Here is a 19,871-nt window from a genome sequence, read left to right on the forward strand (position 1 = left end):
GTCGGCGCTTTCGCGTGTCCGAATACGGGGGTTCCTGCTCGATGACCGATGCCCGCACCAGCCCATCCGAAGCGCGGACACCCGCGCGCCCTCCCGCCCGGCCGAACGTGATCATCTGCGTCCTCGCCTTCAGCGGCATCGTCGTCTCGCTCATGCAGACCCTGGTCATCCCCCTCGTTCCCGTGCTGCCGGGCTTCCTCGGGGCGACCCCCGGGGACACGACGTGGGCGATCACCGCCACACTGCTCGCCGCCGCGGTCGCCACCCCCACGGTGGGCCGCCTGGGCGACATGTACGGCAAACGCCCCATGCTGGTCCTCAGCCTGGCGGTCCTCGTGGTCGGCTCGGTGTTCTGCGCCCTCGCCGACAGCCTGGTGCCGATGGTCGTGGGCCGCGCCCTCCAGGGGCTGGCGGCCGGGGTCATCCCGCTGGGCATCAGCATCATGCGCGACGAGCTGCCCCCCGAACGCCTGGGCGGGGCGACCGCGGTGATGAGCGCGTCCCTGGGGGTGGGCGGTGCGCTCGGTCTGCCCGCCGCGGCGTTCCTCGCCCAGACCGCGGACTGGCACACGCTGTTCTGGGTCGCCGCGGCGCTGGCCGGCGCCGCCGCCGTCCTGGTGCGCACGCTCGTCCCGGACTCGGGGGTCCGCGCGGGGGGCAGGTTCGACCTGCCCGGATCGGTCGGCCTGTCCGTGGCACTGCTCCTGCTCCTGCTGGCCGTGTCCAAGGGCTCGGACTGGGGCTGGGGCAGCGGCGTTCCCGGGGCGATGCTCGCCGCCGCGGCCGTGGTGCTCCTGGTGTGGGGCTGGTGGGAGCTGCGCGCCCGCACCCCCTGGTCGACCTGCGCACCAGCGTGCGCCGCCAGGTCCTGCTCACCAACACCGCCTCCCTGGTGTTCGGGTTCTCCATGTTCGCCATGTCCCTGGTCGTTCCGCAGCTGCTCCAGCTGCCCGAGGCCACCGGGTACGGGTTCGGGCAGACGATCCTGGTCGCGGGGCTGGTGATGGCCCCGAACGGGCTGGTCATGATGGTGATGGCGCCGCTCTCCGCGCGCCTGTCCCGCGCCATGGGCCCGAAGACGACCCTGATGTGCGGCGCGCTCCTGGTCGCGGTCGGCTACGGCCTGAGCCTGCTGCTCATGTCCGGCATCTGGCAGCTCATGATCGCCTCCACCGTCATCGGCGCCGGTGTGGGCCTGGCCTACGGCGCCATGCCCGCGCTGGTCATGGCGGCTGTGCCGCGGTCCGAGACGGCCGCGGCCAACAGCCTCAACACCCTCATGCGCTCCATCGGCACCTCCGTGGCCAGCGCCGTCACCGGCATGGTCCTGACCAGCATGACCCTGCCGGTGGGCGGCCAGGACCTCCCGTCACAGGGCGCCTTCACCCTGGTCCTGGGCATCGGCGGGCTCGCCGCCCTCACCGCCTTCGCCATCGCCGCGTTCCTGCCCGGGCGCCGGAAGCCCTCGGCGGAAGACCCGCCCGCGTCCGGAACCGCGGAGCCCGTCGGCGCCGCGGCCACCCGGGGCGCCTGACCGGTGCGCGCCCGGGGCCGGCCCCTCCCGCCCTGGTGAGAGCAGGGTCGCAGCCCCCGCCCGGGCCGTGTGCTCCTCCCGTCGCTTAGGGTGGCGTGGGTGTCAACTTAGTTGACAGCAGGGTCGTGGAAGGCACGGCCCACACGAGCGGCGGGATCGGCACCCCGCCGGCGAGGAGGAGACATGACCGCGAACGGTACGCCCATCACCGCCGGGAACACGGTGGAGGAGTGGCTCGCGCACCCCGCCGGAGGGCCGGTCCTGCGCGAACTGCTGGAGGGGTCGGGACAGGACGCGGACGCGCTGCGCCCCGTCGGCAAGCTCTCGCTGGCCAAACTCGTCGAGATCGCCGGCGACCGGTTCCCGCAGGAGCTCGTCGACGAGCTCGTGCTCCGCGCCAACGGCGGGGTCGCCCCCGTCGTCGAGGAGGAGCCGCAGGCGTCCGCGACCGGTGCGCGGTTCGCCGGACGCACGGTCGTGGTCACCGGAGCGGGCTCGGGGATCGGCCGCGCCACCGCCGCGCGGATCGTGCGCGAGGGCGGCCGGGTGATCGCCGTGGACATCGCGCAGGACCGCCTCCGGTCCCTGGTCGACGCCTCGCCCGAGGACACGGTCGTGCCCGTCGCCGCCGACATCACCGGTGACGAGGACGTGGCGCGGATCGTCGAGGCGGCGGGCGGGCGCGTCGACGGCCTGGCCAACGTCGCCGGGATCATGGACGACATGTCGCCCCTGCACGAGGTGAGCGACCGGACCTGGGAACGCGTCTTCGCGGTCAACGTCGACGGCACCTTCAAGCTCTCGCGCGCGGTGGTCCCGGCCATGCTCGCCGCGGGGCGGGGCGCGATCGTCAACGTCGCCTCCGAGGCGGCGCTGCGCGGCAACGCGGCGGGGATCGCCTACACGGCCTCCAAGCACGCCGTCGTCGGCATCACGCGCAGCTCGGCGTTCATGTACGGACCGCACGGGGTCAGGGTCAACGCGGTGGCCCCGGGGCCCGTGGCCACGGGGATCGAGGCGACCTTCGGCTCGGAGTTCGGCAAGGCCCGCATCGGTGAGTTCATGCGGCTCATCCCGCAGGTGGCCGACGCGGACAAGCTCGCCGCGTCGATCACCTGGCTGCTCAGCGACGACAGCGACAACGTCAACGGCGTCGTGCTCGCCTCCGACGGGGGCTGGTCCGTCCAGTGACGGACGCCGGCGCCCGGTCCCCGCGAGGAGGGGGCCGGGCGCCGGGACGCGTTCAGTCCCCGGGGGTGATGAGCTCCTGGAGGAGGGCGCCGTAACGCGCCACGACCTCCCCGTGGTCGGCGTCGGCCAGCTCCTTGTCGCCGACGACCCAGAGGCTGTAGAGCAGGCCGCCGACGAGTGCGGCGGCCAGGCGGGCACGGAGCAGGGCGTCGGGGCCGGAGAGGCGTTCGGCCAGCGGACGCACGAACGCCGTCTCGTGGGCCTCGTGCAGGCGCGACCCCACGGTGCTGGCGTCGCTGGCCCGGATCAGCGCGAGGTAGATGCCGCGCGTGTGGTCGTCCACCGTGAGGACGTAGTCGACGAACCGCGTCCCGAGCGTCTCGATCGGCCCGCCCAGGAAGGGCGCCCGGTCGGAGCCGATCCGGACGGTCTCCAGGAACAGCCGCTCCTTGGTGCCGAAGTGGCGGATGACCAGGGCGGGGTCCACCTCTGCCGCCGCGGCGATCTCGCGGACCGAGGTTCGGGAGTAGCCCTGTTCGACGAACAGGTGGGCCGCGGCGGCGGCGATGGCGTCGCGTGTGGGGATCTCGGGGTCGCGTCGGGGCACCGTGCGATTCTAGGGCGTGGCCGGCGGACGCCCGTCCCGTTGCGTGCCGCCCCGTCACGCCACGGTCCGCGGGGGCCGTGCGCGGACCCCCGCCGCAGGAGGCCCCGCACGGAGGGACCGCGCGACGCGGCCCGGGGGAGACCGGTGCCGGTCCTCCCCGGGCCGTCCCCGGTCAGGGCAGGCGCAGGCTCAGGCTCGTGGCGCCCGCGGGGGCCGACGCCAGGGTGCCGCCGTCCCCGTCGGCGGCCTCGGTGGAGGGGTCGGCGGGGACGGCTCCGGGCGCGCCCACCAGGAGGACCCTCCACCCCCGGGCCGGGGCCGGGTCGGCCTCCACGGTGACCCCGTCCTCCGAGCGCGAGACCCGGAAGACGGCGGCGTCGGAGCCGTCGGCGGCCGGCACGGTCACGACGGTCGGACCGGCGGCCGGCGCGGCCGGGGCTCCGGCCCCGTACACGCGCAGGGTCAGGCCGTCCGTGTAGTCGTAGTCGGGGCGGTCGCCCACCGCGCCGACGGGCAGGACCGCGCCCGGCCGCACCAGCAGCGGCAGGGAGTCGAAGCCGTGGATCTCGCGGCGCCACCCCGGGCCCCGTACGGTCTCCCCCGTGAGCAGGTGGGTCCACACCCCCTCGGGCACGTAGTACTCGACGGAGCCGTCGGGGCTCAGCACGGGGGCGACGAGCAGGTCGCCGCCCAGCATGTACTGCGTGTCCAGGTGGTGGCAGGTCGGGTCCTCGGGGAACTCCAGCACCATCGCGCGCATCACGGGCGTGCCCCGCCGGTGGGCCTGGACGGCGGCCCCGAACAGGTAGGGCATGAGCTCGCACTTCAGCCGGGTGAACGCGCGGGCCACGTCGGTCGACTCCTCGTCGAACTCCCACGGGACCCGGTAGGAGCGGCTGCCGTGCAGCCTGCTGTGCGAGGAGAGCAGGCCGAACGCGAGCCAGCGCTTGAACAGCCCCGGGTCCGGGGTGCCCTCGAAGCCGCCGATGTCGTGGCTCCAGAAGCCGAATCCCGACAGCCCCAGCGACAGTCCTCCGCGCAGGCTCTCCGCGACGGCCTCGAACGTCGAGGCGCAGTCCCCGCCCCAGTGCACGGGGAAGCTCTGGCCGCCCGCCGTCGCGGAGCGCGCGAAGAGGACCGCCTCGCCCTCGCCCCGTTCACGCAGCAGCAGGTCGAACACCGTCGCGTTGTACAGCTGCGTGTAGTAGTTGTGCATGCCGTGCGGGTCGGAGCCGTCCGACCACACGACGTCGGTCGGCACCCGTTCGCCGAAGTCGGTCTTGAAGCAGTCCACACCCATGTCCAGCAGGGGCTTGAGCTTGCCGGCGTACCACTCCCGGGCGGCCGGGGACGTGAAGTCGACCAGCGCCATCCCGGCCTGCCACATGTCCCACTGCCACACCGTCCCGTCCGGCCGCCGGACCAGGTGTCCCAGTCGGGAGCCCTCCTCGAACAGCGCCGACCGCTGGGCGATGTAGGGGTTGATCCAGACCGAGGTCCGCAGCCCCTTGGCCTTGAGCCGGGAGAGCATCCCCACGGGGTCCGGGAAGACCTCCGGGTCCCAGACGAAGTCGCACCAGTGGAACTCGCGCATCCAGAAGCAGTCGAAGTGGAACACGCTCAGGGGCACGCCCCGGTCCGCCATGCCGTCGACGAACCGGTTCACCGTGTCCTCGTCGTAGGAGGTGGTGAACGACGTGGACAGCCACAGCCCGAAGGACCACTGCGGGGGCAGGGCGGGGCGGCCGGTGAGCGCGGTGTACCGGTCCAGCACCTCCTTGGGGTCCGCCCCGTGGACGACGTAGTACGTCAGGGCGTGGTCCTCGACGCTGAACTGCACGCGGCCCACCGACTCCGAGCCGACCTCGAACGACACCGGTCCGGAGTGCGCGACGAACACGCCGTAGTTGCGGTTGGTCATGTAGAAGGGGACGTTCTTGTAGGCCTGCTCGCTGTTCGTGCCGCCGTCGGCCTGCCAGATGTCCACGGTCTGGCCGTTGCGCACGAACGGGGTGAACCGCTCGCCCATGCCGTACACGAGCTCGCGGATCCCCAGGGAGAGCTGTCCGAGCATGTGGTGGGAGCCGTCCGCGTCCTCGACGAAGCCGGTCCCCTTCGCGTCGACGCCGGTCAGCGTGGCGCCGTCGGCGCTGAACTCCATCCGCCACGGGCCGTCGGTGCCCACCGTCAGCGAGAGCCCCCCGCTGGTCAGCTCGACGGTGGAGCCGTCGCGCCGGACCGAGGCGGCGCCGGGGGCGCCCCGGACGTCGAACTCGGGCGTGGGCCGCACCGAGCCCGCCAGGTGGGTGGTTCGGACGCCGATCACGCCGGGGGCCGGGGACCAGCAGTCGACCGTCACCAGCGCCGTGTTGAGCGTGTCCCCGCGGTGGCCGATGGGGCGCACCGGCGCGTAGAGGGTGAAGCGGTCCCCGTCCACGCGGACGTCGCGGACCTCGCGCGCGTAGTGGGCGCGCACGCCCTCCCTCATCTGCCAGAAGCCGTCGGTGAACTTCATGGGCGGACTGCCCCTCTCGTCTTGGTGTCGGTTCGCCGTCGGTTCCGACGACGGGTCACTTGAGCGCTCCGCTGGAGATCCCGGCCGCCACGTACCTCTGCGCGACGACGAGCAGCACCGCGGCGGGGACGGAGGAGAGGACGGCCGCGGCCATCACGGCGCCCCAGTCGCCGACGTGCGCGCCGATGTACTCGTAGATGCCGAGCGTCACGGGCTTCACGGCGTCGGTCGTGTTCAGGGTCAGCGCGAAGAGGAAGTCCGACCACGCGAACAGGAAGGTGAACAGCCCGGCGGTGATCAGCGCGTTGCGGCTCATGGGCAGCACGATCGAGACGAGGACGCGCAGCCGTCCGCCGCCGTCGATCATCCCGGCCTCGATCACCTCCTCGGGGATGGACACCATGAAGGCGCGCAGCAGGACGATGGAGAAGGGCAGGCCCAGGGACGCGTCCGCCAGGATTAGCCCCAGGTAGGAGTTGACCAGCCCCAGGCCGACGTAGGCGTTGTAGAGCGCGTTGGCGACGACGATGCCCGGGACCATCTGGGTGATGAGGGTCGCGAACACGATCGTGTCGGCGCCGCGCAGCCGGAAGCGGGCCAGGGCGTAGGCCGCCGGGGCGGCCACGGTGAGGCAGACCGCCACCGAGCCGAGCGCCACCAGGACGGAGGTGAGCAGGTTGCCCGCCTGCGACTCCCACGCCCGCTGGAAGTTGCCGAGGTCGAGCGAGCGCGGGAACCACGGGAGGCCGGCCGCCGAGGCGCCCGGCTGGAGCGCGGTGTTGACCATCCAGTACAGGGGGAAGAGCAGGACCGCCAGGACGAGGACCCCGACCACGAGGCTCACGGCGTCGCCGCGCGCCTTGCGGGTGGTCCGCGGCCGGCGCCGGGGGGAGCCCCCCGGCGTCCGCTGCCGCCGGGTCGTGGCGCCCGGGGGGCGGGCCGCGTCCCCGGTACCGCTGCGCAGTGCACTCATCGGTTGACACCTCCGCGGTTGGCGCGCAGATAGACCGCCGCGAAGACCATGCTGAGGACGATCAGGACGTTGCCGACGACGGCGCCCTGGCCGAAGTCGAGCCGGAGGAACGACAGCTGGTAGGTGAGGGTGCCCAGCGTCTCGGTGGAGTGCGCCGGCCCCCCGTTGGTGAGGGCCAGGACCAGGTCCAGGATTTTCACGGTGGACATGAAGCCCAGCACCAGCACCACGGTCACGACGGGCCGCAGCAGGGGCAGCGTCACGGAGAAGAAGGACCGGAACGGGCCCGCGCCGTCCAGGACGGCGGCCTCGCGCAGTTCGGCGGGGATCTCCTGGAGGCCGCCGTAGAGGATCACCATGTTGAAGGGGACCCCGATCCAGATGTTGACGAGGACGACCGACAGGAGCGCCTGGTCGGGACTGCTCAGCCAGGGGACGGCCGACGAGGTGAGGTGGAGCGCCTGGAGCGCCTCGTTCAGCACGCCGGTCTCCTGGTCCAGGACGCGGCGCCACACGGTGCCCGCCACCACCATGGGGATCAGCCACGGCAGGAGGAGCAGGGAGCGCATGACCCCCGAGAGCGGGAACCGGCGGCTGAAGAAGAGGGCGAGCGCCATGCCGATGCCGAACTGCCCGGCCAGGGAGCCGACCGTGAACAGGAGGGTCCGCCACAGCGAGGCGCCGAACAGCTCGTCGGAGAAGACGGTCCGCCAGTTCTCGAGGCCGTTGAAGGGCGCCTCGCCCGTGAAGTAGGTGGAGAACGTGTAGTCCTGGAAGCTCATCACCACGTTGCGGACCAGCGGGTACCCGAAGAACAGCAGCATGTACGCCAGTGCGGGGGCCACGAACAGCCACGGTGTGAGGGCGCGCCGCCGCGGCGCGGGGGTCCGTGTCCTCATGACCGTCCGCCCGTCTGCGACTCGACCTGCTCCTGGGCCCTCTCCATGGCGTCCTGCGGACTCGCCCGGCCGGTGAGGGCCGCTTGCAGTGCGGTGCCGATGGCCTGGGAGTAGGTGTTCCACTCGGTGCCGACGTGCTCGGTCCTGCTGCGCGCGGTGGACACCTGGTCGACGAAGGGGGAGAGCTCCGGGACCTCGTCGCGGTACCGCTCCGCCGCCCAGGGGTCCAGGGGCACGTTGCTGCCCTTGGTGGACCAGTCCAGCTGCGCCTCCGGCGTGGTCAGGCAGGCCACGAGTTCGGCGGCGACCTGTTCGCGGCCGGGGTCGGCGGCGTTGACCGGCACGGTGTACGCCTCGCCGCCGATGGGGGCGACGGAGGTGTCCCCCTCCGCGGGGACGGGGATCTCCGCCACCGCCCACGCGCGCTCGGGGTGCTCGCGCAGGACCGGCATCTGCCAGGGGCCGTTCACCATCATGGCGGCGTTGCCCGCGATGAACTGGTCGTTGGCGTCGGCCTGGGTCCAGTTGACGACAGACGGAGACACCGACCCCTCCTCGACCAGCGAGACGACGTACTCCAGCGCCTCCACCGACGCGGGGGAGCCGAGCTCCCGCTCGTCGCCGCCGTTGGACCACAGCCACGGCAGGAACTGGTAGACGCCGTCCTCGGTGGCGAGGGCGCTGATGGCGAGGCCGTAGCGGTCGCCCTCGGTCAGGGCCGCGGCGGCCGTCCGCAGCTCCTCCCAGGTCGCCGGCGGTTCGATCCCCTCCCGCGCCAGGAGGTCGGCGTCGTAGAAGAGGCCGATCGAGTTCACCGACCGGGCCGCGCCGTAGTACACGCCCTCGTAGCTGCCGAAGGCGAGCGCGCTCTCGGTCAGCCCGTCCGTGGGCAGGCCGAGCCGTTCCAGGGGGACCAGGCCGCCGGCCTCCGCGAACTGGGGCAGGTCCGAGCCGTCGAGGGAGATGACGTCGGGGAGGGAGTCGGAGGAGGCCATCCTCAGGGCCTTGGGGACGAGCTGGTCGGCGGGGACGCTGAGCTGGTGCACCTCCACGCCCGCCCGGTCGCCGCAGGCGTCCATGACCTCCTGGTCCCAGGAGTGGTAGGGCTCGTCGGTGCCCGAGTTCATGATCGTGTACACGTTCGGGTCGCGCTCGGCCGCGCAGCCGACGAGGGTCAGGGCCATCGCCGCCGAGCAGGCGGCCGCGCGGACGCGGCGGTGCGGAGGCGGTGGCGGGGGGTGGTGTGGGTGCATCGGGGCCCTCTTCGGCGGGGGGTGGGCGGTGCGGTCGCGTCGTGGCGCGGGCCGCGGGGGGTGTCGCCGTCGGCCCGGTGATCGGATCACCGGGCCGGGTCGGGCGGGGTCGTCGGAGGGCGGGGAGGCTCGGTCTGCGGAGGACCCCGCCACCCGGGGGGTCGCCGTCGTAGGAACTCGTCAGCCGGAGTCGAATCGATTCGACAGCGGGGTGCAGGGGTGTGTCGAAGCGCTTCGACAGCAGCCCCATCGTAGGAACCCCGCCCTGGTGTGACAAGACCCCCTCGCCCCGTATCTCCTCCGGGGCGAGGGGGTCGCGGCGCGGGGCAGGGGCGGGCGGTCGGCCCGGACGGAGGGGCCCGCCGCCCGGCGGGCCCCTCCTCCTGCGGCTCCCGACCGTCGCGGAGCGGTCGTCCCCGGCGGCCTCAGCGCAGGCTGGCGCCGTACACGTGGTCGACCGTCATGGTCATCAGCACCCTGCGCTCGGAGACCATCACCGCCCGGTACTCGTCCCAGTCCGGGTGCTCGCCGGCGGCGAGGCGGTAGTAGCCGACCAGCGCCTCGACCTCGGGGCCCTCGGGGTCCGTGCCCGGGCCGGTCAGGGAGGCCACGCCCTCGGCGGTGGCCCACGCGCGGCCGTCCCCGCTGGTCACCTCCAGCGTGGCGCGGGGGTCCCGGCGGAGGTTGGCCGTCTTGGCGCGCCCCTCCGTGACCGAGACGTGGATGACGCCCGCCTCCCGGTCGTAGAAGGGCATGACGGGCGAGAGCTGGGGGCGGCCGTCCGCCTTGATGGTCGCGAGGACGCCGAGCCGGCTCTCCGCGAGCAGGGTGCGGGGATCGAACGTTGTGGCTGTCATGCCGGGAGCCTAACCGGGTACGGGCGGCCGTCGCCGTAGGACGTGCGGTCGCGGGGCGGACGGGGGAAGGGCGGCGGGGTCCGCCGCGCGGGGCCTGCGTGACGCGGAGCCGGCTCCGGCGTAGGGTGTGCGGCACCGAACGGCCGGGCACGGTCCGGCCGCCGCCACCACCCCTGGAGGCAGGTATGCGCCTGGTCTGCGTGCTCGACGCCAACGACCTCGAGGAGACGGCCCGGTTCTGGTGCGGGGCCCTCGGCTTCGTGCGGGAGGAGACCCGGCGGCACCCCTCCTACCTCGCCCTCCTGGACCCCGGTGGGCGGTGGCCGGACCTGCTGCTCCAGAAGGTGCCCGAACCCTCCCGGGGCAAGAACCGCATGCACCTGGACATGGTCGTGCCCGACCTGGAGGCCGAGGCGGAGAGGGTGGTCCGGCTGGGCGCCCGGAGGGTGCGTCCGACCTTCGAGGAGGCGGGGGACCTCATCGCGGTCCTGGCCGACCCCGAGGGCAACGAGTTCTGCCTGGTCCAGCAGCTCGAAGGAGCGCGGGAGGCGTAGGCGGGGCCCCGTCCGCGGCTACGCGGGCCGCGGGCCGTAGGCGATCCCGGGGAGGCCGGGCAGGACGGCGAACGCCGCGCGCAGGCGGCGCGCGAGGTCGTCGGCGCCGGGCGTTCCGGCCTGGGTCCCCCAGTCGCCCAGCGCCTGGTTGAAGGACGCGACGAGCATGTCGAGCGCCAGCCGCGCCCCCAGGTCGTCCGGGGCGGGGAGCTCGAGCCGCCGGTACAGGATCGCCATGGCCGAGCGGGTCGTGCGGTCGCAGAAGTGGCGGGCCTGCGCGTCCATCGACGGCGTCCGCTCGGCCAGCCTCTGGCTGAGCAGGAGCTGCCGCGTCCATCCTTCGTCGCCCGTCCGGTCGAGGGCGGCCAGGAGCCCGTCCTGGAGGAACCCCAGGAGCGTCGAGTCCCCGGGGGAACGGGTCTCCAGCTCGCCGAGGCAGGCCGTCCACAGGTCCCGGCCGGGGGCCAGGGCCACGTCCTCCTTGCTGGTGAAGTTCCGGAAGAACGTGCGCTCGGAGACCTCGACGGCCTCGCACAGGTCGTGGAGCGTCGCGCCGTCGAAGCCGTGTTCGGTGAACAGCTCCAGGGCCGTGGTGACCAGCCGCTGCCGGGTGAGGAGCTTCTTGCGTTCGCGCAGGGACAGGGACGGCCGCGGTGAAGAGGGGGACGAAGGGGACGTAGCGGTCGACATGGCGGTCAGCCTAGCATGCGCTTCACAGGTAAATGCTGGTTGACGGCTTATGCCTATCACCGGCACTATTGTGGCCGTTGCCCTGTTCATCGCTCGGAAGGCGGACCTCCCATGCGCGCACTGCTCGTCGACCACTCGGTTCACGGAGGGCTGCGGCTCGGCCGGGTCCCCGACCCCCGTCCGGAGCCGCACCAGGCGCTGGTCCGCGTGACGGCGACCTCCCTCAACCACGGCGAGGTCTCCGGTATCCGGAAGGCGCCGGAGGGGGCCGTGCTCGGCTGGGACGCCGCCGGGGCGGTGGAGCGGGCGGCTGCCGACGGCTCGGGGCCTCCAGCCGGCACCCCCGTGGTGACCCTCGGCGCGGACGGGGCGTGGGCCGAACTGCGCGCCGTGGACACCGCGATGGTCGGAACCGTCCCGGCGGGGGCCGACCCCGGGGCGATCAGCACCGTTCCCGTCGCGGGCGCCAGCGCGCTGCGCGCCCTGCACCGCATCGGTCCGATCCTGGCCAAGCGGGTGCTGGTCACCGGGGCCTCGGGCGGAGTCGGCCGCTACGCCGTCCAGCTGGCGAGGCGGGGCGGGGCCCACGTGATCGCGTCCACGGGAGCGCCCGCACGCCACGGCGACGGCCTGCGCGCCCTGGGCGCGCACGAGGTCGTCGCCTCCCCCGACCGGGTCGCCGAGCCGGTGGACGGGGTGGTGGAGCTGGTCGGCGGCCGACAGCTGGTGGACGCCTACGGCCTCCTGGCGCCGCACGGAACCCTCGTCGCCGTGGGCCACGCGGCCGAGGAGGGGGAGGAGTTCCCCTACGGTGCGCTGATCGGCGACGGCGGGCGCCACGACCGCTCGCTCGTCACCTTCTTCCTCCCCGCCGCCCCCGGGCTCGCCGCCGACCTGACGTGGCTCGCGGCCCGGGTGGCCGCGGGCGAACTCGACCCGCAGACGTCCTGGCGCGGCGGCTGGGGCCGGGCCGCGGAGGCGGTCGAGCTCCTGCTGGGCAGGCAGCTGCACGGCAAGGCGGTCCTGGACCTGCTCTGAGGGCCCGCCCGTCCCGGATCGACCGGGGCGGGCGGCGCGGCCCTTCCCGGCTCACCCGGCGGCGAACAGCTGCCTGTAGTGCGCGACGAGCTCCTCGTCCGGGCCGGTCCCCTGCGGGGCGGGCCGCCCGCCGAGGGCCGCGGCGAGGCCCTCCAGGCACGTGTCCCACCCCGCGGCCGTGTTCGCCGTCCACTCCGGGTCGACGACGGTGTTGGACAGCCGCAGCACGCAACCGTCCCCGTCCTCCTCCAGGGTCCAGCGCAGGTCCTCCCCGGCCCAGTGGAACGCCAGGGCGTGCGGCGGGTCGAACTCCGTGACGGGCGCGGTCTCCGGCTCCTCCCCGGGGAAGGTCAGCGTGAGGGCCCCGCCCTCGCGCGCGTCGATCTCCACCCGGCACGGGAACCAGCGGCTCAGGGCCTCGCCGGTCGTCAGGGCGGCCCAGACGGCCGACCTGGGGTGCGGGTAGCGGCGCGTGAAGTGCAGGACGGGAGAGCCCGGCGTGCTCGTGTCGACGCGGACGTGCGTGGTCATCGCGGTGGCCCTTCGTGCGTACGGGTGGAGTCGAGGTGGTCGCCCAGGTCCTGGAGCCTGTCGGTCCAGAAGGCGCGGTACGGGTCCAGCCAGGCGTCCACGCCGCGCAGTCCCTCCGCCCGCAGGCGGTAGCGCCGCCCCTGGCGCTCGGCGCTCTCGGAGACGAGCCCCGCGGTGCGCAGGACGCGCAGGTGCTTGGAGACGTTGGGCTGCGACAGGCCCAGGGCGGCGACCAGGTCCTTGACCAGCAGTCCCTCGCTCTCGCGCAGCGCGTCCAGGATGCGGCGGCGGCTGGGTTCGGCGAGAACGGAGAAGAGGTCGGGCATGCGATCAGTATGCCTCTTCGATTATATGTCCGCCAAGGCATGAATGTGTTGCCGGCTTCCGGTCAGGGGAGGGGAACGGAGCCGCCGCGGGCGCGGAGCAGCGGTTCCCGGCCCGCGTGCCGACCGGCTCCGCGAGCGGGGAGCGCCGGGCGGGCGCGGCCGGGGGCGTGCCGGTCCCCGGCCGCGCCCGCCGTGCCGGGAACGGCGGGCCGCGGGCGGATACGATGCGGCTCCGACCGTGACAGCGCGTCCGAGAGGAGCCGGGATGAGGGCCAACAGGATTCCGACCGAGGAGATCAGGCGGGAGCCGGCGGCGTTCGACGACAGGGTCACCGCGGACGGCCGGTTCGGCCGGGCCGCCGAGCCCGGACGCTTCCGGCTGGTGGTCAGCCGGGCCTGTCCCTGGGCGCACCGGGTCGTCGTCACGCGGCGGCTCATGGGCCTGGAGGGAGCGGTCTCCCTCGCCGTCACCGACCCCCGGCAGGAGGACATCGACGGGGACCCGCACTGGGTGTTCACCGAGGAGACCGGCAGCCCCGGGGACAGGGACCCCGTCCTCGGCATCCACGCCCTGCGCGAGGCCTACCTCGCACGCGACCCGCACTACGACGGCGGTGTCAGCGTTCCCGGCCTGGTCGACGTGGACAACGGGCACCTGGTCTCCAACGACTACGACCGGCTCTCCCTGGACATGGCCACCGAGTGGGGCGGCCTCGTCCGGGACGGGGCGCCGGACCTGTACCCCGCGCCGCTGCGCGACGAGATCGAGGCCCTGGGCGCGGACGTCTACCGGGACCTCAACAACGGCGTCTACCGCGCGGGCTTCGCACCGGACCAGGCGCACTACGACGCCGCGGTCGCCGGGGTCTTCGCCCGCCTCGACGCCCTGGAGGAGCGCCTCGCCGCCCGGCGCTACCTCGTCGGCGACACCGTCACGATGGCCGACATCAGGCTGTTCACGACCCTGGTCCGGTTCGACTCCGTGTACCACGGCCACTTCAAGTGCAACATCAGGAAGCTGGCCGAGTACCCGGCGCTGTGGGCCTACGCCCGCGACCTGTTCCAGACGCCGGGCTTCGGGGACACCACCGACCACGACCACATCCGCATCCACTACTACTACGTGCACACGGGCATCAACCCGACCAGGATCATCGCCGCGGGTCCCGATCCGCGGGGCTGGCTCACCGCCCACCACCGCGAGGAACTCGGCGGGAGCCCCTTCGGTGCGGGGACCGCGCCGGGCCCGGTGCCCGAGGGCGAGCGCGTATGACCGCCGCCGGCGGAGGAGCCGCGGGCCCCGGCGGCCCCCGCCCGCGCAGGTACGACCTGGTCCTGTTCGGGGCCACCGGGTTCACCGGCGGGCTCACCGCCGAGTACCTGGCCCGGCACGCGCCGGCCGGGACCCGGTGGGCGCTCGCGGGGCGCGACGAGGGCCGGCTCGCCGCCGTGAGGGAGCGGCTGGCGCGGACCGACCCCGCGCTGGCGGGCCTGGACCTGCTCGTCGCGGACTCGGGAGACCCGGTGTCGCTGAGGGCGGTGGCCGAGGCGTCGCGGGTGGTCGCGACGACGGTCGGGCCCTACATCCGCCACGGCGACGGGCTCGTCGCGGCGTGCGCGCGGGCGGGGACGGACTACGTCGACCTGTGCGGCGAACCCGAGTTCGTCGACCGCACCTACCTGCGCCGGCACGCCGAGGCGGTCGACAGCGGGGCCCGGATCGTGCACAGCTGCGGTTTCGACTCCGTGCCCCACGACCTGGGCGCGTACTTCACCGTCGGCCTCCTCCCCGAGGGGGTCCCCCTCCGGGTGGAGGGGTTCGTCAGCGCCTCGGCCGCCGTGTCCGGGGGTACGTTCCACTCGGCGGTGACGGCGTTCTCGCGCCTGGGGGCGGGAGCCGCGGCCGCCCGGCGGCGCCGGGAGCGGGAGCGGTCGGAAGGGGACGGCGGCCGCAGGGTGCGGGGGCTGCCCCCCGTGCCGCGCCGGGAGGGCAGGCTCGGCGTCTGGGCCCTGCCGCTGCCCACCGTCGACCCGCAGGTCGTCCTGCGCTCCGCCCGGGCGCTCGAACGCTACGGGCCCGACTTCTCCTACGGCCACTACGCGGCCGTCGGGAGGCTGCCGAGCGCGGTCGGGATCGCCGGGGGCGCTCTGGGCCTGGCGGCGCTCGCGCAGGTACCGCCAGCGCGGGAGTGGCTGCTGAAGCGGATGGGGGCGGGTGAGGGACCGTCGCCGGAACGGCGCGAGCGGTCGTGGTTCACGGTGGTGTTCCTGGGCGAGGGCGGCGGTGAGCGCGTGGTCACGGAGGTGTCGGGGGGAGACCCGGGCTACGGGGAGACCGCGAGGATGCTCGCGGAGTCCGCGCTGTGCCTGGCCTTCGACGACCTCCCGCCCGTGGCGGGGCAGGTCACCACGGCCACCGCCATGGGGGACGCGCTGACGGCGCGGCTCCCGGACCTGGGGTTCCGGGTCCGGGCCCACTGGTCGTAGGGACGTGCGGACCCGGAGCGCACGCGCGGCCGCGGCGGGGCCGCCGTGCGGGAACCGTGCCCGCGGGGCGGCGGGGGGCCGTGTGCCCCGCGCCGCGGGAGCCGCGCCCCGGGGGAGGCGCGATCGGGCCCTCAGAGGGAGCGGGCGTGCTCGCGCAGGATCCGGACGGCCTCGGCGACGGCGGGGCGGCGCGAGGTCCCCGCGCGCCAGAGCACGGACACGCCGCGCACCGGGCAGGGGTCCAGCGGCTTGACCACGACCGTGCCGGGGAGGTCGCCGCGTCCCAGGCGGGGGACCAGGGCCACGCCCAGGCCGGCCCCGACCAGGGCGATCTGGGTCTGGTACTCGGCCACGAAATGGGCGAAGTCGGGCTCGGTCCCCACGGAGCGCAGCGTGCGCGTCAGCCAGTCGTGGCAGACGGTCCCCGGCGGCTGGCAGATCCAGCGGGCGTCCGCCACGTCCTCGCGGTGCAGGACCGCCCTGTCGGCGAGCGGGTGGTCGCGGGGCAGCAGGACATCGCACCTGTCCTCGCCGACGACCTCCCGGGACACCCCGTCGGGAACGGTCATCGGCGCGATGTCCCAGTCGTGGACCACGGCCAGGTCCACCGTGCCCTGGGCGACCATGTGCGGGGTGGCGTGGGGGTCCTCCTCGAACAGGCGCAGGTCGAGAGCGGGGTGGGTCGCCGCCAGTTCGGCCAGCACCCCGGGGAGCAGGCCCCGCGCCGCCGTCGAGAAGGCGGCCACGGTCAGCCGCCCGGTGGGCCTCCCGCGCCGCTCCTCCAGCGCCACCTCGGCCTCCTCCACGAGGGAGAGCACCCGGGCGGCCGTGCCCACGAGCGTCCCGGCGGCGTCGGTGAGCACGACCCCCCGCCCCCGGCGCTCCAGGAGTGTGGTCCCGGTCTCACGTTCGAGCTTGGCGATCTGCTGGGAGACCGCCGACGGGGTGTAGCCGAGCGCCTTGGCGGCGGAGCTGACGGAACCGTGGACGTGCACCGCATGCAGGGAGCGGAGCCTGGAGAGGTCGAGCACGGGAGCGTCCTCCGTCGGTCGGGCACCGTTGATCGTTCAGCATTGCTGAAGAGAAGTATGTAGGACATTTCGCTGGTGCTTAAACCAGGGGTCCCCCCATCATCGGTTCCATGCGTCCCCTTCACACGTTCCTCGCCGTCCTCGTCGCCCTGGTGTGGGGAGTCAACTTCGTCGTCATCGAGGTCGGCCTCGACCACTTCCCGCCGCTCCTGTTCTCCGCCCTGCGCTTCCTGGCGGCGGCCCTTCCCGCCGTCTTCTTCGTGCGCCGCCCCCGCGTGGCCCTGGGCTGGGTCGTCCTCGTGGGCCTGGTGCTGGGCGTGGCCAAGTTCGGACTGGTCTTCCTCGGCATGGACCTGGGCATGCCGGCCGGACTGGCGTCCCTGGTCCTCCAGGTCCAGGCGGTGTTCACGGCGGTCATCGCCGCGGTCCTCCTCGGGGAGAGGCCCGGTCCCGTCCGCTGCGCGGGGATGGCCGTCGCCCTGGGAGGGATCGGCGTCGCCGCCTACGACCAGGGCGCCACGGGGCCGGTGGCGGGCTTCGTGCTCGTCGTGGCCGCCGCCGCGTTCTGGGGGCTGTCCAACGTGCTGACCCGCAAGGCCGCGCCCCCCGACGCCCTGAGCTGGATGGTCTGGGTCAGCCTGGTGCCGCCGCTGCCGATGTTCGCCCTGTCGCTGCTGGTGGAGGGGCCCGAGGCGGGCCTGGCCGCGCTGAGGGGACTGGACCCCGCAGGGGTGGGCGTGATCGTCTACGTCGCCTGGATCTCCACGCTCTTCGCGTTCGGGGCGTGGGGGTTCCTGCTCCGCCACTACGACGCCTCCACCGTGGCCCCCTTCTCGCTGCTGGTCCCGGTGTTCGGCATGTCCTCGGCCGCGCTTCTGCTCGGTGAGAGGGTCACCCCGCTGAGCCTGGTGGCGGCCGTGCTCCTGGTCGGCGGGGTCGCGCTCGCCTCGCTCGGCCGCCGGGGCGCCGGGCGCGGCGCCCCGGCGGTCCCCGGTGCGGCGGCGCCCCCCGCTCCCGGGGCGGAGGGCGACCCGGACGGGCCCCGCCCGGTCCCCGTCCCGGGGGCCTAGCCGGGAGCCGCGCCCGGTTCGGGCCGTTCCGGCGGGCGCCGGGCGAAGTCCGGTGCGTGCTCGGGGCGCAGGCCCACCCCGATGAGGCGGGCGGGCACGTACGCGAGCCGGGGCACGCGTGTCAGGAGGGCCAGCAGCGGAGCGGGCGGGCCCGGCCGCCTGCCGCGGATGATCGGCTCGACCATCCCGCGGTGCATCATCCGCTGCAGGAGCTGGACGCCGACGGTCGGCAGGAGGCGGCGCCTGCGGACCGCCGCCAGGTCGCGGCCGGTGACCGACCGGTGCAGGAGCGGCCGGGCCAGCAGGTCGGCCGCGGCCACGGCGTCCTGCACGGCGAGGTTGATGCCCACGCCCCCGACCGGGGACATCGCGTGCGCCGCGTCGCCGATGCACAGCAGCCCGTCGGCGTGCCAGCGCCGCAGCCGGTCGAGCCGCACGTCCAGGTGCTTGACCTCGTCCATGGACCCCAGTGCCCCGACGCGGTCGGCCAGTTCCGGCATCAGTTCGGCGATGTCCTCCCGGAAGGCCGAGATCCCCCTCCCGCGCAGCGCGGCGTCGGTGCCCTTGCGCGCGATGTAGGCGAGTTGGAGGTAGCCCTCGCGCGGGATGACCAGGGCGAACCGGCCCCGACCCGCCCGCGGCGTCAGGGCCCTGCCGTCCGCCGGATCCCCGGGCAGCCGGAACCACCAGGCGTCGATCCCCACGGGGAACCGCCGGGTCGGCAGGCGCGCCTCGCGGCGTGCGAGCGACCAGCGGCCGTCGCAGGCCACCGTCAGGTCGGCGCGCAGGACCCCGTCCCGGCCCGGGGGCCCGTCCTCCCCGGTGTTCCCCGGCCCTTCGGCGCGGGGCCGGTGGCGTACGCCGACGACCCGGCCGGCCTCGCGCACCAGACCGGTGGCCTCGGTGCTCATGCGGAGCGTGAACCCCGGTTCGTCCCGGCCGGCCTCGGCCAGCAGGTTCAGCAGGTCCCACTGCGGGACCATCGCGATGTAGGGGTGGCGCACCCGCAGGAGGCGGAAGTCCGCGACGGTCACCGTGCGTCCGCCGCCGACGGGGAACGCGGCCCCGCTCAGCCTGCTCTGCGGGAGCCGGGCGAACCGCTCGCCCAGCCCCAGTTCGTCCAGCAGGTCCATGGTGGAGGGGTGGACGGTGTCCCCGCGGAAGTCCCTCAGGAAGTCGGCGTGCTTCTCCAGCACCGTCACCTCGACGCCGGCGCGTGCCAGGAGCAGCCCCAGGACCATCCCTGCGGGGCCGCCGCCGATGATCGCGCAGGTCGTTCTGTCGTTCATCGGGACTCCCGGGAGGTCGTCGGGGCGGTCGGGCGGCGTGGGCCCGCCGGCGCGCTGCGGGCCGGCTCGGGCGGGGCGGCGGACGTGTCGGCGGTGACTGCGGTGGGCGGGCTGTGCATGGACGGCTCCTCGGGATCAGTCGGTGCGCGGCTCCGGCGGGATCGCGGCGGCCCTGAGGAACGCGTCGGCGAACACCGCGCAGGTCTCCTCCGGGTCGGGGAGATCCGCGCCCGGCACGCCCCGGAGGGCGGGGCGCAGTATCGAGTGGACGGCGATCGGGCCGATCATCTGCTGCATGAGCAGGGGGACGGGCAGGTCGCGGATGCGGCCCGCGGCGACCTCCCCCGCGAGCCACGCGCCCAGTCCCGCGAGCATCCGCGGGAAGACGAGCCGGGAGACGAGGTCCGCGGCGGGGCCCTCGGGCCGGGCGAACACGTCGGCCAGGAGGGCGGGCAGCACACGCGGTTCCCGGCCGAGCCCGGCCGCCACCAGGCGGTAGATCCCGTGGACCCGCGTCCGGAGGTCCTCCCCGGGCCGGGCGACCGCCTCCTCCAGGTCGAGGATGGGGCTGTACCGCTCGAACACCGCACGGAGGAGCCCGTCCCGGCCGCCGAAGGCCGCGTAGAGGCTGTGCACCGAGCACTCCGCGGACGCGGCGACCGCCTCCAGCGTGGCGGAGGCCAGGCCCTGTCCGCTGATCAGCCCCGCCGCGGCCTCGACGGCGCGCGCCCTGACCGGACGCCTTCCGCCGGGGTCGACTCCGGCGGCGCGCACCGCCTCGTCCAGGGCCCCGCGGGAGCCTCCGACGCGGCGCAGCAGAGTGCTGCGGGAGACGCCCGCCTCCTCCGCGATCGCGACCAGGGGCACGTCGGCCACATCCTTCCCCAGGTTCTCGGCGGCGCGGACCGCCGCGCCCACGAGGTCGTCCGGGACGGTGCTGCGTGTTGGTTCTGACATCACCTTCAAGGTAACCCGTAACCGAGTTCCAGGCAAGGGGGCGGGAGCGCGAACCCGTCGCGCTCCCGC

18 protein-coding genes and 1 pseudogene are annotated in these 19,871 nt (G+C 74.4%); 7 read left to right on the forward strand and 12 right to left on the reverse strand.

All coding sequences use genetic code 11. The features are described from left to right. The first annotated feature begins 107 nt into the window (after positions 1 to 107). A pseudogene (locus ACFQBR_RS23150) lies at positions 108 to 1,534 on the forward strand (MFS transporter). A 183-nt stretch (positions 1,535 to 1,717) separates the two neighbouring features. After that, entirely contained in the window at positions 1,718 to 2,725 is a 1,008-nt protein-coding gene (locus tag ACFQBR_RS23155; protein ID WP_267945690.1) for an SDR family NAD(P)-dependent oxidoreductase, read from the forward strand. A 52-nt stretch (positions 2,726 to 2,777) separates the two neighbouring features. On the opposite strand, the gene ACFQBR_RS23160 is transcribed toward ACFQBR_RS23155, so the two are convergent. From ACFQBR_RS23160 to ACFQBR_RS23185, 6 genes are all read right to left on the reverse strand, one after another. Next, positions 2,778 to 3,332, reverse strand: coding sequence for a TetR/AcrR family transcriptional regulator (locus ACFQBR_RS23160; protein ID WP_344178779.1), 555 nt, complete (start codon positions 3,330 to 3,332; stop codon positions 2,778 to 2,780). Positions 3,333 to 3,504: 172 nt separating this feature from the next. Continuing rightward, positions 3,505 to 5,847 (reverse strand): alpha-xylosidase, encoded by a 2,343-nt coding sequence (gene yicI / locus ACFQBR_RS23165; protein ID WP_344178778.1) that lies wholly within the window; start codon positions 5,845 to 5,847, stop codon positions 3,505 to 3,507. A gap of 55 nt (positions 5,848 to 5,902) precedes the next feature. After that, positions 5,903 to 6,820, reverse strand: a complete 918-nt coding sequence (locus tag ACFQBR_RS23170) for a carbohydrate ABC transporter permease (protein ID WP_344178777.1) — start codon at positions 6,818 to 6,820, stop codon at positions 5,903 to 5,905. Then, positions 6,817 to 7,719, reverse strand: coding sequence for a carbohydrate ABC transporter permease (locus ACFQBR_RS23175; RefSeq protein WP_267945686.1), 903 nt, complete (start codon positions 7,717 to 7,719; stop codon positions 6,817 to 6,819). The genes ACFQBR_RS23170 and ACFQBR_RS23175 overlap by 4 nt, the downstream gene beginning before the upstream one ends. Beyond that, positions 7,716 to 8,972, reverse strand: a complete 1,257-nt coding sequence (locus ACFQBR_RS23180) for a sugar ABC transporter substrate-binding protein (RefSeq protein WP_344178776.1) — start codon at positions 8,970 to 8,972, stop codon at positions 7,716 to 7,718. Before ACFQBR_RS23180 ends, ACFQBR_RS23175 begins: the two co-directional genes overlap by 4 nt. 425 nt (positions 8,973 to 9,397) lie before the next feature. Next, entirely contained in the window at positions 9,398 to 9,829 is a 432-nt protein-coding gene (locus tag ACFQBR_RS23185) for a PPOX class F420-dependent oxidoreductase (RefSeq protein ID WP_267945684.1), read from the reverse strand. A gap of 185 nt (positions 9,830 to 10,014) precedes the next feature. Here ACFQBR_RS23185 and ACFQBR_RS23190 point away from each other — a divergent pair, with 185 nt between their 5' ends. Next, positions 10,015 to 10,383 carry a VOC family protein gene (locus ACFQBR_RS23190; RefSeq protein ID WP_267945683.1) on the forward strand — a complete coding sequence of 123 codons (369 nt, stop codon included), beginning with the start codon at positions 10,015 to 10,017 and terminating at the stop codon, positions 10,381 to 10,383. 18 nt (positions 10,384 to 10,401) lie between these two features. On the opposite strand, the gene ACFQBR_RS23195 is transcribed toward ACFQBR_RS23190, so the two are convergent. Beyond that, a complete protein-coding gene (locus tag ACFQBR_RS23195) occupies positions 10,402 to 11,073 on the reverse strand; it encodes a TetR/AcrR family transcriptional regulator (protein ID WP_344178774.1) in 672 nt (223 codons plus the stop codon). Positions 11,074 to 11,184: 111 nt separating this feature from the next. On the opposite strand from ACFQBR_RS23195, the gene ACFQBR_RS23200 reads away from it, so the two are divergent. Continuing rightward, positions 11,185 to 12,111: a zinc-binding dehydrogenase gene (locus ACFQBR_RS23200; RefSeq protein WP_344178773.1), complete on the forward strand. Its 927-nt coding sequence runs from the start codon at positions 11,185 to 11,187 to the stop codon at positions 12,109 to 12,111. 51 nt (positions 12,112 to 12,162) lie between these two features. Here the strand turns inward: ACFQBR_RS23200 and ACFQBR_RS23205 are convergent, their stop codons facing one another. Both ACFQBR_RS23205 and ACFQBR_RS23210 read right to left on the reverse strand, forming a co-directional pair. Further along, the gene (locus ACFQBR_RS23205; protein ID WP_344178772.1) at positions 12,163 to 12,642 is read right to left on the reverse strand and encodes an SRPBCC family protein; all 480 of its coding nucleotides are present in this window, start codon (positions 12,640 to 12,642) and stop codon (positions 12,163 to 12,165) included. Continuing rightward, positions 12,639 to 12,968 (reverse strand): ArsR/SmtB family transcription factor, encoded by a 330-nt coding sequence (locus ACFQBR_RS23210; RefSeq protein WP_344178771.1) that lies wholly within the window; start codon positions 12,966 to 12,968, stop codon positions 12,639 to 12,641. Before ACFQBR_RS23210 ends, ACFQBR_RS23205 begins: the two co-directional genes overlap by 4 nt. Before the next feature lie 265 nt (positions 12,969 to 13,233). Here ACFQBR_RS23210 and ACFQBR_RS23215 point away from each other — a divergent pair, with 265 nt between their 5' ends. Both ACFQBR_RS23215 and ACFQBR_RS23220 read left to right on the forward strand, forming a co-directional pair. Next, positions 13,234 to 14,241 carry a glutathione S-transferase family protein gene (locus tag ACFQBR_RS23215; protein WP_267945678.1) on the forward strand — a complete coding sequence of 336 codons (1,008 nt, stop codon included), beginning with the start codon at positions 13,234 to 13,236 and terminating at the stop codon, positions 14,239 to 14,241. Further along, positions 14,238 to 15,455 (forward strand): saccharopine dehydrogenase family protein, encoded by a 1,218-nt coding sequence (locus ACFQBR_RS23220; protein ID WP_344178770.1) that lies wholly within the window; start codon positions 14,238 to 14,240, stop codon positions 15,453 to 15,455. Before ACFQBR_RS23215 ends, ACFQBR_RS23220 begins: the two co-directional genes overlap by 4 nt. A gap of 131 nt (positions 15,456 to 15,586) precedes the next feature. Here ACFQBR_RS23220 and ACFQBR_RS23225 read toward each other — a convergent pair whose 3' ends face one another. Next, entirely contained in the window at positions 15,587 to 16,486 is a 900-nt protein-coding gene (locus ACFQBR_RS23225) for a LysR family transcriptional regulator (protein ID WP_378554396.1), read from the reverse strand. 110 nt (positions 16,487 to 16,596) lie between these two features. Here ACFQBR_RS23225 and ACFQBR_RS23230 point away from each other — a divergent pair, with 110 nt between their 5' ends. After that, positions 16,597 to 17,556, forward strand: coding sequence for an EamA family transporter (locus tag ACFQBR_RS23230; protein ID WP_344178767.1), 960 nt, complete (start codon positions 16,597 to 16,599; stop codon positions 17,554 to 17,556). Here ACFQBR_RS23230 and ACFQBR_RS23235 read toward each other — a convergent pair. Then, the gene (locus ACFQBR_RS23235) at positions 17,553 to 18,845 is read right to left on the reverse strand and encodes an FAD-dependent oxidoreductase (RefSeq protein ID WP_344178766.1); all 1,293 of its coding nucleotides are present in this window, start codon (positions 18,843 to 18,845) and stop codon (positions 17,553 to 17,555) included. The genes ACFQBR_RS23230 and ACFQBR_RS23235 overlap by 4 nt on opposite strands. A gap of 135 nt (positions 18,846 to 18,980) precedes the next feature. Beyond that, entirely contained in the window at positions 18,981 to 19,802 is an 822-nt protein-coding gene (locus ACFQBR_RS23240) for a TetR/AcrR family transcriptional regulator (protein WP_344178764.1), read from the reverse strand. Positions 19,803 to 19,871: the final 69 nt, after the last annotated feature.

This window comes from Nocardiopsis tropica (genome assembly GCF_042660575.1).
Classification (GTDB): Bacteria; Actinomycetota; Actinomycetes; order Streptosporangiales; family Streptosporangiaceae; genus Nocardiopsis; species Nocardiopsis tropica.